Origin of the sequence: Phaeobacter sp. 11ANDIMAR09, assembly GCF_001294455.1 — a bacterium.
Taxonomy (GTDB): Bacteria; Pseudomonadota; Alphaproteobacteria; order Rhodobacterales; family Rhodobacteraceae; genus Pseudophaeobacter.
Genome location: NZ_LIKT01000004.1, coordinates 158048 through 174035, shown reverse-complemented (window position 1 = coordinate 174035; position 15988 = coordinate 158048). Strand labels below are relative to the sequence as shown.

Genomic DNA, 15988 nt, shown 5'->3' with positions numbered 1-15988 from the left:
CCAGGCCATGACAACGTGTATTCATACCCTGTTCTCGGCCTGGGGCGACCCATCGCCCGAGAGTCGCGCTGCAAAAACAGATGCAGCCATCGGGCCCGATTTTTATTATTCCGATCCAAATGTTCCGACTCCGATCCGGGGTCGTGACGCCTATCTGGACTATATCGCCCAGTTTGGCGCGATGATGCCCGGTGCTACGGCTGAGGTGATCGCGGTAAGCGAACACCATGGACATCTGCGCGCCACTGTTGATTTTGCCAAAGAGGGTCAAACCATGATGCGTGGCCAGTACTTTGCAGATCTCTCAAACAGCAGGCTCCAACGTGTGATTGGATTTACAGGCATGGGAGAGCCCGATTGACCGCCCCCGCCATTGAACTCAAAGGCATTTCCAAATCCTTTGGCCCTGTTCAAGCTAACAAAGACATCTCGATCAGCGTCGCCCCCGGAACCATCCATGGTATCATCGGTGAAAATGGCGCTGGAAAATCCACCCTGATGAGCATCCTCTACGGCTTTTACAAAGCCGATAAAGGGGAAGTCTGGATCAACGGCAAACTGACCGAGATCCCCGACAGCCAGGCCGCCATCGCGGCCGGAATCGGCATGGTGTTTCAGCATTTCAAACTGGTGGAGAATTTCACCGTGCTGGAAAACATCATTCTGGGCGCCGAAGATGGCGGGCTGCTAAAACCCTCGCTGTCAAAGGCGCGCAAGATCCTGAAAGAGCTTGCTGCGGAGTATGAGCTCAACGTCGATCCGGACAAACGCATTGACGAGATCGGCGTCGGCATGCAGCAGCGGGTTGAAATCCTCAAGGCGCTGTACCGTCAGGCCGATATCCTGATCTTGGATGAACCTACAGGGGTGCTGACCCCGGCCGAGGCGGATCAGCTGTTTCGCATTCTGGACCGGCTGCGCGCCGAGGGCAAAACCATCATCCTGATCACCCATAAACTGCGCGAGATCATGGAGGCCACCGATACGGTCTCGGTGATGCGCCGCGGCCAAATGACCGCCACGGTGAAGACCGCCGAGACCAGCCCTGAACATCTGGCGGAGCTGATGGTGGGGCGCAAGGTCCTGCTACAAGTGGATAAAGTCCCTGCCAAACCGGGCAAGCCGGTTTTGGAAATCGAAAAACTGCGTGTCGTGGATGAGGCCGGCGTCGAGCGGGTCAAGGGCATTGACCTCACGGTTCGTGCCGGAGAGATCCTCGGCATCGCGGGGGTTGCGGGCAATGGCCAGTCAGAATTGCTGGAGGTGCTGGGCGGCATGCGCAGCGGCGAGGGTGTGATCCGTCTCAATGGCTCTGATCTGCCGCTGCGCGGGGCGGGAGCGGATGCGCGTGCGCGGCGGGCAGCCCATGTGGCGCATGTGCCCGAAGATCGCCAGCGTGAAGGACTGATCATGGATTTCCACGCCTGGGAGAACACCGCCTTTGGCTATCACCACGCGCCCGAATACCAACGCGGGCTGTTGATGGACAACGCAGCCATCCGCGCCGATACCGAAGCCAAGATGGCAAAATTTGATGTCCGTCCGCCAGATCCCTGGCTGGCTGCCAAAAACTTCTCTGGGGGCAACCAACAAAAGATCGTGGTGGCCCGTGAAATCGAGCGTAACCCGGAGCTGCTGTTGATCGGCCAACCCACCCGTGGCGTGGATATTGGCGCGATCGAATTCATCCACAAACAAATTGTTGATCTGCGTGATCAGGGCAAAGCCATCCTGCTGGTCTCGGTCGAGCTGGAAGAGATCCTGTCGCTGGCAGACCGCGTAGCGGTGATGTTTGACGGCATGATCATGGGCGAACGCAGCGTGGATCAAACAGATGAAAAAGAGCTGGGCCTATTGATGGCCGGTGTCGCGGGGGAGGCCGCGTAGATGGAAAAAATGCCAAAATGGGCCGATGTTGTCCTGATCCCCCTGATCAGCCTGGCACTGGCCGCAGGCCTCTCAGCGCTGGTGATACTTGCCATTGGCGAAGATCCGATTGCCGCTGTGAAACTCATGGTGGATGGCGCGCTCGGCTCCAGCTATGGCTGGGGCTATACGCTCTATTATGCCACCAATTTCATGTTCACCGGGCTCGCAGTGGCGGTTGCCGCCCATGCCGGGCTGTTCAACATTGGTGGTGAAGGTCAGGCCATGCTGGGCGGCCTGGGTGTCGCGGTGATCTGCCTGTTCATTCCCTGGCCCCATTGGACGCTGGCGCTGCTCTTTGCCACGCTGGGTGCCGGCCTGTTTGGCGCCGCCTGGGCTGCCATTCCGGCCTATCTGCAGGCCAAACGCGGCAGCCATATCGTCATCACCACCATCATGTTCAACTTTATCGCCGCTGCGGTGCTGAACTATGTGCTGGTCAATGTGCTCAAACCCGCCAGCTCGATGGATCCGGCCTCGGCCCGGTTCAGTGAGACGGTGCATCTGCCCTCGTTGCATGAGTTGCTCGCCCCCTTGGGCATCGCCTTTTCCAAATCAGCCCCTGCCAATGTCAGCCTGCTGGTGGCAATTCTCGCCTGTCTGGCGGTCTGGTTGCTGATCTGGCGCACCTCTCTGGGATTCGAAATCCGCAGCCTTGGCAAATCAGAAGCCGGCGCCCGCTATGCCGGGATCTCGCCGGTCAAGATCACCATCATCGCCATGATGATTTCCGGCGCCCTGGCCGGGATGATGGCCATCAACAACGTGATGGGCGAGGCAGAGCGTCTGGTCCTGAATGCGACCGAAGGCGCGGGCTTTATCGGCATCGCGGTGGCCCTCATGGGGCGCAACCACCCCTTTGGCGTCTTTCTCGCGGCAATCCTGTTTGGCTTCCTGTATCAGGGCGGCGCCGAACTGGCGCTCTGGACCAAGATCCCGCGCGAGCTCATCGTGGTGATTCAGGCCCTGGTGATCCTCTTTACCGGAGCGCTGGACAATATGGTGCGCATCCCGCTTGAAAAGATCTTCCTGGCCTTCCGCAAGGAGGCAAACTGATGGATTTTCTCACTCTGATCCAAGTACTCGACAGCACCGTGCGTCTTGCCACGCCGCTGCTTCTGGCCTGTCTTGCCGGGCTCTATTCCGAACGGGCGGGCATCTTTGACATCGGGCTTGAAGGCAAGATGCTGATGGCGGCCTTTTTCTCGGCGGCCATTGCAGCCAGTACGGGCAATGTCTGGCTGGGGCTACTGGCCGGGATAGGTTCCTCCCTTATGCTCGCGGCACTCCACGGGGTGGCCTCGATCACCTTTAGGGGCAATCAGCTGATTTCGGGTGTGGCGATCAACTTTCTGGCCGCCGGGTTGACCGTGTTGATCGCGCAGGATTGGTTCAAACAGGGCGGGCGTACGCCCTCACTACTCAGCGGTGGACGGTTTGAAGGTCTGGAATGGCCCTTTGCCATTGGCCCGCAGGATGCCGAGGCCACTGGCCAGCCTGTCTCGCAGCTGATGAAAGATGCAAACCCGGTGCAACAGGTCTACTCCGAGCTGCTCTCGGGCCATTCCATTCTGGTCTATCTCGCCTTTCTGGCGGTGCCTGCCACCTGGTGGCTGCTCTATCGCACCCGATTTGGCCTGCGCCTGCGCGCTGTGGGGGAAAACCCAGCTGCTGTGGATACGGCCGGCGTCTCAGTTGTGGGGCTGCGTTTTGCCGCCGTTGCCATCTGCGGTCTGCTCTGTGGCATCGCAGGCGCCTATCTGGCGACAGCGCTTCAGGCGGGCTTTGTCAAGGATATGACCGCCGGGCGTGGCTTTATTGCGCTTGCGGCGCTGATCTTTGCCAAATGGCGCCCCTGGCAAGCCATGTGGGCCTGCCTTCTCTTTGGTCTTTTGCAGGCGATCTCGTTGCGGTTCCAGAACATCGAGCTGGGCCCCATCGTGGTGCCGGTGCAGGCCATGGACGCCCTGCCCTATATCCTGACCGTGGTGATCCTTGCGGGTTTTGTCGGCAAGGCCATTCCGCCGCGTGCCGGTGGCGAACCCTATGTGAAAGAGCGTTAATCCGCCCATCATCGACCTATCAGGCCCGGACCTCGTGGAGGTGTGGGCCTGTTTCCTATGGCGTGCACCTCCCTTTCAGGACGGCAGGATAAGTCCAGTTTCCTCTAGAAATCAGTCCTGCCTGCTGCAGAGCGGCATAGTGAGTTGATTTTCTTGCGATGCTGCGCTCTAACGGAACTATGCAAGTCTATCTCCCCATCGCCGAAGTCTCGGTCAATGCCTTCCTGCTGCTGGGCCTCGGAGGAATTGTCGGAATTTTGTCCGGCATGTTCGGGGTTGGCGGCGGGTTTCTGATGACCCCCTTGTTGTTCTTCATCGGTATTCCGCCTGTGGTGGCGGTCGCAACCGAAGCCAACCAGATCGTCGCCTCCTCGTTCTCGGGCGTTCTGGCGCATTTCCGAAGGCGTACAGTCGACATCAAGATGGGCATGGTGCTGCAGGTCGGTGGTTTGATCGGCGCAGCCCTTGGGGTGGTGGTCTTCAACTACCTCAAAAGCCTGGGCCAAGTCGATCTGCTGGTGACCCTGTGCTATGTTGTGTTTCTGGGGGTTGTCGGCTCGCTGATGTTCATCGAGAGCCTGAACGCCATCTTCAAATCCAAACGCCAAGGCTCGGCACCTGCCCCCCGGCGTCAGCGCGGCTGGGTACATGCGCTGCCCTTCAAGATGCGCTTTCGCACCTCCGGGCTCTATATCTCAGTGATCCCGCCAATCATGGTGGGCGTCTGTGTTGGCATTTTGGCCGCCATCATGGGGGTCGGCGGCGGCTTCATCATGGTGCCCGCAATGATCTATATCCTCGGCATGCCCACAAAGGTTGTTGTAGGCACCTCGCTGTTTCAGATCATTCTGGTCACTGCCTTTACCACCATGCTGCATGCCACCACCAACTACACCGTGGATATCGTACTCGCCGTGCTCTTGCTGGTTGGGGGCGTCATTGGCGCCCAGATCGGCACCCGCATCGGCGTCTATCTCAAGGCCGAGCAGCTGCGCATCCTGCTGTCCCTGATGGTCATCCTGGTCTGTGTGAAACTGGGACTTGATCTCTTGTTGATGCCAGACGAGCTTTACTCGCTCGGCGCAGCAGGAGGGCATTGAGCATGATCCGTTCCACCATTCTTGCCGCCACCCTGATGCTCCTGCCCCTTGCCAGCCTCATCGCGCCAGCCCAGGCTGGTGAAGAAGAGGTCGTCCTGGGGCTCAGCCAGGACCGCGTTGCCATTACCGCAGATTTTGACGGCTCCGAGATTTTGATCTTTGGTGCAGTGAAACGAGAAACCCCGATCCCAGAGGGCCCTCCTTTGGAGGTCATCGTCGCGGTCTCTGGCCCGAATTCTTCGGTGACGGTGCGCCGCAAGGCCAAGCGCATGGGCATCTGGGTCAATACCGACAGCGTCATCGTCGATTCCGCTCCAAGCTTCTATGCAATCGCCACCAGCGCCCCCTTTCAGGATGTGATCACGGACACAGAGGACCTACGGTACCGCGTCTCCATCGCCCGTGCCATCCGTTCGGTTGGAGCGGCGATGAATATCCAGGACGCTCAGAACTTTGCCGATGCCGTGGTGCGTGTCCGCGAAAACGAGGGGCTGTACTCGCTGCGCGAAAACACCGTGGCCGTGGACCAGCAAACCCTGTTTCGCAGTGCCATCGACATGCCTGCGGATCTTACCGAAGGCAAATATAGCGCCCGCATCTTCCTCACCCGCGCGGGTCAGGTGGTCTCCAGCTTTGAAACCGATATCGATGTCCGCAAAGTCGGGTTGGAGCGCTTTTTGTACAGTCTGTCGCGTGAACAGCCCTTCCTCTACGGCTTGATGTCCCTTGCCATTGCCATCGCGGCCGGCTGGGGAGCCTCCACCGCCTTCAGCCTGCTGCGCAACAACTGACGGGGCATCTGTCGTTTGAACTGGGGTCAAGGGCCGCGCAGCGGTCGCGCCACAGGCGCGGTTCACCCTTGAGGCCAGAGCAAACCAAACACAATGGAGAAGGCCCTGATCGGGCAGAGTGCCAGATCAGGGACCCTCAGCAGATCTTTCTGTTGCGCCGCGCCACAGCGCGGCGCCCGGCCCAACGAGATTTGCGGAGCGCCAGCGCAGCCCATCCGGGCGGGAGCCGCTCCTTTGGCAAAGCCAGAAAGCCCCTTCAGCCGCGACCAATATAGGGCATCTTGGTGGCCATCACCGTCATGAACTGAACATTGGCTTCTGGCGGAAGTTCCGCCATATGCAACACCGATCTCGCTGCATCTTCCACCGCAAAGCTGGGCATCGGGGCCATCCCAGGCGATGTCTCCGCCTGGCGGGTCTTGAGCTCTGTCACCATCGGTGTTTCAGCATTGCCGATATCAATCTGCCCGCAGGCGATATCAAAATCCCGCCCATCCAAAGACAGGCTGCGGGTGAGCCCGGTGATGGCCGATTTGGTCGCAGCATAGGGCGCGGATCCCGGCCTTGGCACATGGGCGGCAATAGATCCGTTGTTGATGATCCGGCCGCCCTTAGGGCTCTGTCGGCGCATCTGGCGAAAACTCGCCCGCGCCGCCAGGAACATACCGTTGAGATTCACATTCACCGACTGATACCAATCCTCAAGCGAGATTTCATCAATGGTGCCCGCCGGGGTAAAGATCCCGGCATTGTTGAACAGCACATCCAGGCGGCCTGTCGCCATGACGAACTGATTCACTGCGTGATCCACAGCGCTGGCATCAGTGACATCTGCGGGCAGAACGGTTGCATTTGCATGACCTAGTGCCACCCCTTCCAGCGCATCCCGCCGACGCGCCAAAAGACCAACCTGCCAACCCTCGGCGAGGCAGAGTTCAGCCACAGCCCCGCCGATGCCCGAGCTTGCTCCCGTGATCAGAATGGATTTTACGTGTCCCGAACGCGTCATAGCAGCGGTGCCTCCTCTTGCATTTCCAGTGTCAATGCCGCCGCTGGGGCCGCTTTCAGATCATCCACCCGCAAAGGCCCGGTGGGTTTGGCCAGGCGGTTGCGCACCACCCAGATTAGCCGCTCCTGGGCGCGGGTGATGGCCACATAGGCCAGCCGCTTCCACAATGGCTGCCCGGCTTCTACCCGCCCCATGCGGGCCGCTGCATAGATATCAGGGGCAAAGACCTGGGTGGTATCCCACTGCGAGCCCTGAGCCTTGTGGATCGTCACCGCTGCCCCGTGCAAAAAGGTCGCCCCCATGCGGGCGGCATAGGGAATAAAGGGCTCTTCCTCATCCGGCTTTTCGATCTTCACGATAGAGGCTGCCGAAACCTGCGGATCTTCGGCCCCCATGACATGCAGGCGCGAGAACCCCGGCTTGCGCCCTGGCCCCAGATAGACCACCTGGGCGCCCTTGATCAGCCCGCGCGCTTCCAGGTCGAGGCGCTTCTTGCGATGTTTCAGGGGCAGCTCCAACCCATCACAGATCAAAGGCTCCCCCTCGACCAAGGCATCCTCGGGCGCGCCATGTACCATGCGAAAGGCATTGATCAGCCGGATACGGGTGGCATTGCGCCAGACCAGAACCGGGCTGCGCGCCATCAGGTCAACCTCAACCCGTTGCCCCCAGACCACCCGTTCATCGCGCCGCGCGGTCTCTTCGATCATCCGTTCAAAATCTTCGAACCCCAGAGCCGGGTCTGCCAGCGCATGGGCCAGATCCAGGATAGGATTATCCGCCTCCTGGCGATGAACCCGGTGGAGCACCAATTGGCGCGGCTCTGGCAGGGTTTCAAACACCATCGAGCCCGATTGATTGACCGGCGCCAACTGCGCTGGATCGCCAAAGAGCACCAGATTGGGGAAGATCTCCTTGAGATCCTCGAACTGCCGGTCATCCAGCATCGAGGCCTCATCGACAAAACCGATGTCCAATGGGTCTTCGCGCCGTTTCCAGCCGGTAATGAAATCCGACCCCCGCAGACCCGCCGCCGCCAGAGCCCCTGGGATAGATTTGTTTTTCTCGTAGAAAGCGGCAGCCCGCGCCAGAGCCTCTTCGGTCAGGCCTTCAATCTCGGGCTGTTCGCCATTTCCGGCCAGCCATTCGGCAATGCGCTCATATTCCGGGTCATAAACCGGCGTATAAAGAATGCGGTGAATGGTGGTTGCCGGAACACCCCGCAGCCGCAGAACACTGGCTGCCTTATTGGTTGGGGCCAGGATTGCGAGGCTCCGCCGCCCGGTCTTTTTGCGGCTCTCATAGTCGCCCGAGACCACCTCGACCCCGGCTTTCTCCAGGGTTTTGTAAAGCTCCGCCAACAACAGGGTCTTGCCAGATCCCGCTTTTCCAATCACCGCCATGACCCCGGCCTCCCCCATTGGGGGCTGGAGCAGACCATCTTCCATGTCGACACCTGCCTGGCGCAGCAAAGCGGAGACACTGTCAAAGGCAACGGCCTGATCGTCGGAGAATTTAATGGTCAGATCTGTCATGGCCGGACCCTATCTTGGTGAGGTCGGCGACGCCAGCGCTACCGACCCCAAAGGCCCATCTTCCTGGGCTGGTCACCGCCCGGTTCAACCGGTCATGCGCATAGGCACCTTTGCAGAGGTACTGCCAAAGGAGATGTCAAACCAGCGTTGCGACATTTCTGGCGAAATTCCTGCGCGTTGCGCCACCCGGTGATAGGCCTGCACGTCATATTCCCACAGTCCCAAGCTGATCCGATCGCGGCCAGATCCGGCAGAGCTGACGATCTCGGGGCTAAAACCAAGGCTGCGGTAAATCCGAACCATGCGGCGATCAAACACGCCAGCAAAATGCGGAATCGAGAGATTTCGCATGATCTCCAATCCTGCCAGCGTCAAGGCTCCCGCCTCATTTCCCGAGGCGCTGCGCGACAGGCAGAAGCGGGTACATTCCCAGATCAATGGGCTGGAAATCGGGTTGCCGCCGGTCAGATTATCAAACACGTCATTAACCATCACCGGACCAGTGGTGGGCAGGAACCGCATCGAGCCGCCATGGCTGCCATCCGGCATTTCCCAGATGACATAGAGCGGGTTCAAGGCGTCATATTGATCCCGCTCCTCTCCCCTGTGATCGACCTGCACATCCCAGCCGAGCCGGGTCTGGAACTGATCCGCACGATCCACAAACATTGAATGAGCCAGATCCGCATGGGCGTTCAGGTCTTGAGCATAGATATAACGTAGCATTTCATTCGTCCCCTTTTGCTAGAAACACAGGGGAAGCCTACGCTCTGAAAGCGTGCCCCCCCAAGGCTCAAGGGACCGTTAAGAGGGAATAGTTAACGCCGCTCAGTTTAACTCTTTGAAATCGGAGACTAGATTATGACCATGCCACAGCTCACTGCACGGGCAATGGCATGGGTGGTATTGAGCGCCCCCAGCTTGAAGCGGGCGCTTTCGATATAAACACGCAAAGTATGCTCGGAAATCGACAGTGTTTTGGCCACCTGGGCCCGGCTGTACCCGATTCCCAAAAGCGTCAGCGCATCCAACTCACGGGGCGACAGAGGCTGCGCCTGCTCTGGCGCGCGATCCGGTTCAAACTCGAGCGCCTTACGGTTCAGATAATGCCCAATCAGGATCAGATCCCGGCTGTTTTGATCGGTAAACTTGTCCCAGGTTGCATCGTCACAATGATGGCTCACGGAGAACAGGGCAAACTGACCATTGGGACCACGGATAGGGATCGAATACCCCTGATTTCCAACCCCATGTCCCATCGCTGCATCAAAGAACTCGCGGGCGGCCTTGGTCGTCCAATCAAGACGGCGCCAGTCCACCGGGTGAAAGCGCTGATAACACCCCAGAACAACAGGATCGATCCGTGTGTAGTTCCGCTCCTGATACTGCTGGGTCCAGGCATCGGAATAGGTGCCAAAGTAGTAGTGGTCTCCAGCGCTATCAACCCAATGGTACATGGCATGATCAATGGCAAATACATTGCAGATACTGTCAATGATATCCTGCAGACCCTCTAGGGTCTGTGTGGCATCAAGCGCCGTCAGTATCTTGTCGAGTTGAGACTTGCTCGCCATAGTTCCAAAAATCACCCCACGTCTTACGCTATACGCGCAAGGTTGGGCCCCCTCCCAATTTCAGCCCCTTTTTCGGCACTTATGCACCGTAGGTCAACGAAATCGTTCGTAGAAAATAGCATTTTGCGCGCATTGCGACCAGTATCACATTGAAGTTGTATTTCAAAATTATGATTTCCCCATGGGAGGATCAAACAGTGGTTTTCTGCCCCTCTCGCCGCAACCGAACCTGTGGCCTGGCGCAAAAACGGGCACCGCTTTCCTTCAATAGAAGACCGCGATACCCGGGTTATGTTATGTCTGGGCTATTCGCCCGGAGGCTGTGGCTTACGCGCCGCCTTCAAGCACCTCTTCCAGAGTGCGCAGGCCGGTTTTTGGCGCCTGAACCAGCACCGACATATTGCCTGGCTTGTGTTCGTTGCGCAGCATTTTCATATGCGCATCCGGCAGGTCCGCCCAGGAGAAGACTTCCGACATGCAGGGGTCGAGACGACGCTCGACCATCAGCTTGTTGGCGGCAGCCGCTTGCTTCAGGTGAGCAAAATGCGAACCCTGCAGTCGCTTTTGGTGCATCCACATGTAGCGCACATCAAAGGTCAGATTGAAACCGGAAGTGCCTGCGCAGATCACAACCATGCCGCCCTTTTTACAGACAAAGGTTGAAACCGGGAAAGTCGCCTCGCCGGGGTGTTCAAACACCATGTCAACGTTGTTGCCTTTGCCGGTGATGTCCCAGATTGCCTTGCCAAACTTGCGGGCCTCTTTGAACCATTCGGCATATTCCGGCGTGTTAACCGTGGGCAGCTGACCCCAGCAGTTGAAGTCCTTGCGATTCAACACGCCCTTAGCGCCCAGTCCCATCACAAAGTCACGCTTGCTTTCGTCCGAGATGACCCCGATGGCATTGGCGCCGGCGGTGTTGATCAGCTGGATCGCATAGGACCCCAGACCACCAGAAGCGCCCCAAACCAGGACATTCTGACCAGGTTTCAGATCATGGGGCTCATGGCCAAACAGCATCCGGTAAGCAGTCGCCAGAGTCAGCGTATAGCAGGCGGCCTCTTCCCAGGTCAGATGCTTGGGGCGTGGCATCAGCTGCTGCGCCTGAACATTGGTGAACTGTGCAAAGGAGCCATCGGGGGTTTCATAGCCCCAGATCCGCTGGCTAGGGGAATACATCGGATCGCCACCGTTGCACTCCTCGTCGTCGCCATCATCCTGGTTGCAGTGGATGACAACCTCGTCTCCAACTTTCCAGCGCTTGACCTTGTCACCAACGGCCCAAACGATACCCGAGGCATCAGAGCCGGCGATGTGATAGGGGGCTTTGTGGCCATCAAAAGGCGAGATCGGCTTGCCCAGGGAAGCCCAGACGCCATTGTAGTTGACGCCGGCTGCCATCACCAGAACCAGTACATCGTGGCTGTCCAGCTCAGGAACGTCGACAACTTCCTGCAGCATGGCGCTGTCCGGATCACCATGGCGTTCCTTGCGGATGGTCCAGGCATACATTTTCTTGGGAACATAGCCCATTGGGGGCATTTCACCGACTTCATAAAGGTCCTTTTCGGGAGCTTCGTAAGACAGCGGTCCGTTTTGTGTGTCCAAAGCCATGGTGGCCTCCTCTTTCAAAGGTCGTTGCTGCAATGCAGAATCGCAGCTGCTCCCTGATGGATAAAAATAGCTGAGTAACATTGCAACCCCTTCACGGGGGCATTTTGTAATTTTATGACCTTGCGGCTGCAGAATTCTTCAATGCACCTGCAGCATTCTCGGCCTGACCCAGGCCCAAAGGCCCCTGTGGAATCAGGTGAGCTATGGAGTTTGCATAGAACTGCAGCAGATCCTGTTTACTGCGTTGCGGGACCAGCAGGTCGTTGTGACGTTGCACCATACCGCGCTTCAGCAGAATCCGTTCAGCCTCTTCTGCAGCCGTGCGCAGGCTGGCACTGTGATGATGCACCACAACTGGCGTCACCTGCTTTTGCATCTCCATCATGTGATGCTCCAGCGTCTCAATCCGCATGGCGCCGTGGCGTAACAACAGCCAGGCCGCCAGCGGCACCGGCAGCACCGGCACAGCCGCCCCAATCCGCTGCAGCAGATCTGCGGCCAGATCGGTTGTCAGATCGGTCAAAACCTCCGCCGCTGGCGGCCCCTCTCCCGGCAACGGCGGCTTGCCACTTCTTTCGTGCTCAGCCGCAAAACGGCGCAGGCTCAAGGGTTGTCCAAAATTCACCGCGGCATAGCCAAACCTGTGATAGCGGCGCGTAAGCCACAGCCAGAACTGGCGTAAAATCCGTGCCATGATCACACCGATTCGGGCTTTGAAGCGACGTTCGCCAGCGCGGGCTGCAGAGGTCAGAATCCTGTCTTCCAGAACCCAGTCATAATTCAGGGCCACCGGAACAAAAACGACATCACGCCCCTGCGGTTCTGCAGCATCGGCCTTCCAAGCCTCGACGATGTATTTCAACAGCCCCAGTTTCGGCTCTGCCAGGGCCCCGTCCAGACTCAGCCCGCCTTCGGGGAACATGGCTTGTGTTGCCCCACCCTGGGTCGCCAGCCGCATATAGGCGGCAAGCACCCGACGATAGAGATCATTGCGGGATTTGCGCCGGATAAAATAGGCACCCATGGCGCGGATCAGCCGAGACAGCGGCCAAACCCGGGCCCATTCCCCCACTGCATAGGACAGCGCAGAACGGCGCGCCGCCAGATAAGTCACCAGTACATAGTCCATATTGGAGCGGTGATTCATTACAAAGACCAACGTCGCATTGGGATCTAGCTGGCGCAGCGCGGCCTCGTCCTGATAGCCAAGGCGCACACGATAGATGGCATTTGACAGCCAGCGCGCCGCACGAATGGCAAAGCCAAAATAGGCAAAGGCCGAGAAGCTCGGCACGATTTCGCGGGCATAGCGCCGGGCCTGTTCAAAGGCGACGTTGTCCGGAATGCCCTCATCCGCGGCATGGCGCGCGATCGCCCGCGCCACCTCTGGATCATAAATCAGGCGCTGAATCATGTCGTAGCGTCTGGTCAATTTGAAGGGCTCAATAGGGCGCTCCAACCGCAGGTTCAGCCGCGCCACCGCGCGCTCAAATCTGCGACGGAAAAACCAGCGCACAGATGGGAACAGAAAATGCGAGGCAAAGGTGACCGCTGCAAAAAGCAGGATCAGCACCAACAGCCAAAGCGGAAGCTCCACACTACGTGTCATTGCCATTACCTACAGCAATCCCGGCGGCGAGAAAAGAAATCGACACCTAAACCTAGAGCAGTCTTGAAAAATCTCCGAATTTCATGCTGAAAAGTCACTATATTGTGATAGGCTTCCCCTAGTTCCGGACCATTGAGAACCGCTGGGAGCCCTCTTCTAGGACAATAAAGGGAAGTTACGTTATGAAACGAAGAACCATTTTCAAGACCGCATTGGCTGCAATTGTAGCCTCTACCATGGCCATGCCCGCCGCAGCCCTGGACCGCCGGGTCACAATTATTAACGATACAAATTTCACAATCGTGCGGTTTTATGGCTCTAACAAAGGCACGGATTCTTGGGAAGAAGATATTCTGGGCCGTGATGTTCTGCGTCCAGGCCAGCGTGTCCGCATCGATTTTGATGATGGCACAGGTTATTGTAAATTCGATTTCAAAGCGGTGTTTGACGACGATGACGTGCTGGTGGCAAACGATATCAACGTCTGCAAGATCGGCACCTATACCTATCACTAACCAGGCAACCGACCTGATTGACAATCTTGCAGTCCCGGCTGATCGGGTTTGACTCATAGAGTTTCATAGGCACGTCTTTGCTACGCAAAGGCGTGCTTTTTCCGTTTTTGAGCGAATTGCCGCAACGCAGCGAATTGACAAGGGTCGAAAATTTCGGTCTAGATCTCTTCGACGAAATATAATTACCGACCCCACAACGCGAGGCTCACCATGTCGCAGATGCAGAATGACCGCAAAACTGATCGTCCCTGGCTGATACGGACCTATGCCGGCCACTCCACTGCTGAAGCCTCCAATGCCCTGTACCGCTCCAATCTTGCCAAGGGACAGACCGGTCTGTCGGTGGCTTTTGATCTGCCCACCCAAACTGGCTATGACAGCGACCATGTGCTGGCCCGCGGTGAAGTCGGCAAGGTTGGTGTGCCCGTCTGTCATCTGGGCGATATGCGCAGCCTGTTCGATCAGATCCCGCTGGAGCAGATGAACACCTCGATGACCATCAACGCCACGGCGCCCTGGTTGTTGTCGCTGTACATTGCTGCCGCCGAAGAGCAAGGCGCCGATGTCTCCAAGCTGCAGGGCACTGTGCAGAACGATCTGATCAAGGAATATCTGAGCCGCGGCACCTATATTTGCCCGCCCAAGCCCAGCCTCAAGATGATCGCCGACGTGGCCGAGTTCTGCTATACTAATGTGCCGAAGTGGAACCCGATGAATGTCTGCTCCTACCACCTGCAAGAGGCCGGCGCGACACCGGAGCAGGAGCTGGCCTTTGCTCTGGCCACGGCCCAGGCGGTTCTGGATGAGTTGCAACCCCGCATCGCGCCCGAGGATTTCCCTGCTCTGGTTGGCCGGATTTCCTTCTTTGTGAATGCCGGCATCCGATTTGTGACTGAGATGTGCAAGATGCGCGCCTTTGTTGATCTCTGGGACGAGATCTGCCGCGACCGCTACGGCGTCGAGGACCCCAAGTTCCGCCGTTTCCGCTATGGCGTGCAGGTCAACTCGCTGGGGCTGACCGAGCAGCAGCCGGAAAACAATGTCTACCGTATCCTGATCGAAATGCTGGCCGTGACCCTGTCGAAAAAGGCCCGCGCCCGCGCGGTGCAGCTGCCCGCCTGGAACGAAGCCCTCGGCCTGCCCCGGCCCTGGGACCAGCAGTGGTCGATGCGGATGCAACAGATCCTCGCCTATGAAACGGATCTGTTGGAATATGAAGACCTGTTTGAGGGCAACCCGGCTGTCGACAAAAAGGTTGAAGCTCTGAAACAGGGCGCCCGCGCCGAGCTGGCCAACCTGCAATCCATGGGCGGCGCTGTTGCCTCCATTGAATACATGAAATCCCGCCTTGTGGATTCCAATGCCGACCGTTTGAACCGGATCGAACGCAATGAGACCGTAGTGGTGGGTGTGAACCGTTGGACCGAAGGCGAAGCCTCGCCGCTGCAGACCGAAGACGGCGGCATCATGGTGGTTGACCCGGCTGTCGAGCAGGAACAGATCTCCCGCCTCAATGCCTGGCGTGCAGCGCGTGACGCTGACGCCGTGACCACGGCTCTGGCCGAGCTGCGCGCTGCCGCCCGCGATGGCAGCAATATCATGGTGCCATCGATCAAGGCTGCCAAGGCTGGGGTCACCACCGGCGAATGGGCCGAAGAAATGCGGAAGGTGCATGGCACCTATCGCGGCCCAACCGGGGTTTCCGAATCTCCGTCAAACAAGACCGAAGGCCTGGACGACCTGCGCGAAGCCGTCAATGCGGTCTCAGATCAACTCGGCCGTCGGTTGAAATTTGTGGTCGGCAAACCAGGTCTTGATGGCCATTCAAACGGCGCAGAACAAATTGCCTTTCGGGCCCGTGATTGCGGCATGGACATCACCTATGATGGCATCCGCATGACCCCCGAGGAGCTGGTCAGCCAGGCACAGGACGATGGCGCACATGTTGTTGGACTGTCCATTCTTTCGGGCAGCCACCTCCCCCTGGTCGAGGATTTGATGCAACGTATGCAGCAGGCCGACCTGGGTCATATTCCCGTTGTGGTTGGCGGCATCATCCCGGATGAAGACGCCGAGAAACTGACCCAAATGGGCGTCGCCCGCGTCTATACCCCCAAAGACTTTGAACTAAACGCAATCATGGCGGACATTATTCAGCTCTCACACCCATCCTAGATTGTTCAAAGGTTTCTTTTTGCCAAAATCTTCCAATATTTCCTAATATTGGGCTGGAATTTATAATTCATTTTGGC

At 58.2% G+C, this 15988-nt stretch carries 14 protein-coding genes; 8 read left to right on the top strand and 6 right to left on the bottom strand.

Annotated features, from left to right (window positions below):
- The first annotated feature begins 7 nt into the window (after window positions 1-7).
- From AN476_RS05130 to AN476_RS05105, 6 genes are all read left to right on the top strand, one after another.
- Window positions 8-361, top strand: a complete 354-nt coding sequence (locus tag AN476_RS05130; RefSeq protein ID WP_054459907.1) for a nuclear transport factor 2 family protein — start codon at window positions 8-10, stop codon at window positions 359-361.
- Entirely contained in the window at window positions 358-1887 is a 1530-nt protein-coding gene (locus tag AN476_RS05125) for an ABC transporter ATP-binding protein (RefSeq protein ID WP_054459906.1), read from the top strand. Before AN476_RS05130 ends, AN476_RS05125 begins: the two co-directional genes overlap by 4 nt.
- Entirely contained in the window at window positions 1888-2982 is a 1095-nt protein-coding gene (locus tag AN476_RS05120) for an ABC transporter permease (RefSeq protein WP_054459905.1), read from the top strand.
- Complete coding sequence (locus tag AN476_RS05115; RefSeq protein ID WP_054459904.1) at window positions 2982-3989, top strand: ABC transporter permease; 1008 nt, start codon at window positions 2982-2984, stop codon at window positions 3987-3989. The genes AN476_RS05120 and AN476_RS05115 overlap by 1 nt, the downstream gene beginning before the upstream one ends.
- Window positions 3990-4168: 179 nt before the next feature.
- On the top strand, window positions 4169-5089 hold the full coding sequence (locus tag AN476_RS05110) for a sulfite exporter TauE/SafE family protein (protein WP_054459903.1): 921 nt from the start codon (window positions 4169-4171) through the stop codon (window positions 5087-5089).
- Between the two features lie 2 nt (window positions 5090-5091).
- Window positions 5092-5880, top strand: coding sequence for a TIGR02186 family protein (locus tag AN476_RS05105; RefSeq protein ID WP_054459902.1), 789 nt, complete (start codon window positions 5092-5094; stop codon window positions 5878-5880).
- Between the two features lie 256 nt (window positions 5881-6136).
- Here AN476_RS05105 and AN476_RS05100 read toward each other — a convergent pair whose 3' ends face one another.
- The 6 genes from AN476_RS05100 to AN476_RS05075 all read right to left on the bottom strand — a co-directional run bounded on the left by AN476_RS05100 (window position 6137) and on the right by AN476_RS05075 (window position 13221).
- On the bottom strand, window positions 6137-6889 hold the full coding sequence (locus tag AN476_RS05100; RefSeq protein ID WP_054459901.1) for an SDR family oxidoreductase: 753 nt from the start codon (window positions 6887-6889) through the stop codon (window positions 6137-6139).
- Window positions 6886-8424 carry an ATP-dependent RecD-like DNA helicase gene (locus tag AN476_RS05095; protein ID WP_054459900.1) on the bottom strand — a complete coding sequence of 513 codons (1539 nt, stop codon included), beginning with the start codon at window positions 8422-8424 and terminating at the stop codon, window positions 6886-6888. Before AN476_RS05095 ends, AN476_RS05100 begins: the two co-directional genes overlap by 4 nt.
- Before the next feature lie 84 nt (window positions 8425-8508).
- Complete coding sequence (locus AN476_RS05090; RefSeq protein WP_054459899.1) at window positions 8509-9150, bottom strand: acyl-homoserine-lactone synthase; 642 nt, start codon at window positions 9148-9150, stop codon at window positions 8509-8511.
- Window positions 9151-9278: 128 nt separating this feature from the next.
- Window positions 9279-9998, bottom strand: coding sequence for a LuxR family transcriptional regulator (locus AN476_RS05085; protein WP_054459898.1), 720 nt, complete (start codon window positions 9996-9998; stop codon window positions 9279-9281).
- Window positions 9999-10325: 327 nt separating this feature from the next.
- Window positions 10326-11612, bottom strand: coding sequence for a crotonyl-CoA carboxylase/reductase (ccrA, locus tag AN476_RS05080; RefSeq protein WP_054459897.1), 1287 nt, complete (start codon window positions 11610-11612; stop codon window positions 10326-10328).
- A 112-nt stretch (window positions 11613-11724) separates the two neighbouring features.
- Window positions 11725-13221 (bottom strand): 1-acyl-sn-glycerol-3-phosphate acyltransferase, encoded by a 1497-nt coding sequence (locus AN476_RS05075; RefSeq protein ID WP_054459979.1) that lies wholly within the window; start codon window positions 13219-13221, stop codon window positions 11725-11727.
- Window positions 13222-13403: 182 nt separating this feature from the next.
- Between AN476_RS05075 and AN476_RS05070 the strand changes: the two genes are divergently transcribed.
- Window positions 13404-13736: a hypothetical protein gene (locus AN476_RS05070; RefSeq protein ID WP_054459896.1), complete on the top strand. Its 333-nt coding sequence runs from the start codon at window positions 13404-13406 to the stop codon at window positions 13734-13736.
- A gap of 210 nt (window positions 13737-13946) precedes the next feature.
- Window positions 13947-15911 (top strand): protein meaA, encoded by a 1965-nt coding sequence (locus AN476_RS05065; protein ID WP_054459895.1) that lies wholly within the window; start codon window positions 13947-13949, stop codon window positions 15909-15911.
- Window positions 15912-15988 lie beyond the last annotated feature (77 nt).

Excerpts from the sequence above, each read along its gene's own strand:
- AN476_RS05130 (WP_054459907.1), top strand. The coding sequence starts at position 8 with ATGACAACGTGTATTCATACCCTGTTCTCGGCCTGGGGCGACCCATCG.
- AN476_RS05065 (WP_054459895.1), top strand. The coding sequence starts at position 13,947 with ATGTCGCAGATGCAGAATGACCGCAAAACTGATCGTCCCTGGCTGATA.
- AN476_RS05085 (WP_054459898.1), bottom strand. The coding sequence starts at position 9,998 with ATGGCGAGCAAGTCTCAACTCGACAAGATACTGACGGCGCTTGATGCC.
- AN476_RS05075 (WP_054459979.1), bottom strand. The coding sequence starts at position 13,221 with ATGACACGTAGTGTGGAGCTTCCGCTTTGGCTGTTGGTGCTGATCCTG.
- AN476_RS05115 (WP_054459904.1), top strand. The coding sequence starts at position 2,982 with ATGGATTTTCTCACTCTGATCCAAGTACTCGACAGCACCGTGCGTCTT.
- AN476_RS05110 (WP_054459903.1), top strand. The coding sequence starts at position 4,169 with ATGCAAGTCTATCTCCCCATCGCCGAAGTCTCGGTCAATGCCTTCCTG.
- AN476_RS05070 (WP_054459896.1), top strand. The coding sequence starts at position 13,404 with ATGAAACGAAGAACCATTTTCAAGACCGCATTGGCTGCAATTGTAGCC.
- AN476_RS05120 (WP_054459905.1), top strand. The coding sequence starts at position 1,888 with ATGGAAAAAATGCCAAAATGGGCCGATGTTGTCCTGATCCCCCTGATC.
- AN476_RS05095 (WP_054459900.1), bottom strand. The coding sequence starts at position 8,424 with ATGACAGATCTGACCATTAAATTCTCCGACGATCAGGCCGTTGCCTTT.
- AN476_RS05105 (WP_054459902.1), top strand. The coding sequence starts at position 5,092 with ATGATCCGTTCCACCATTCTTGCCGCCACCCTGATGCTCCTGCCCCTT.
- AN476_RS05100 (WP_054459901.1), bottom strand. The coding sequence starts at position 6,889 with ATGACGCGTTCGGGACACGTAAAATCCATTCTGATCACGGGAGCAAGC.
- ccrA (WP_054459897.1), bottom strand. The coding sequence starts at position 11,612 with ATGGCTTTGGACACACAAAACGGACCGCTGTCTTACGAAGCTCCCGAA.
- AN476_RS05090 (WP_054459899.1), bottom strand. The coding sequence starts at position 9,150 with ATGCTACGTTATATCTATGCTCAAGACCTGAACGCCCATGCGGATCTG.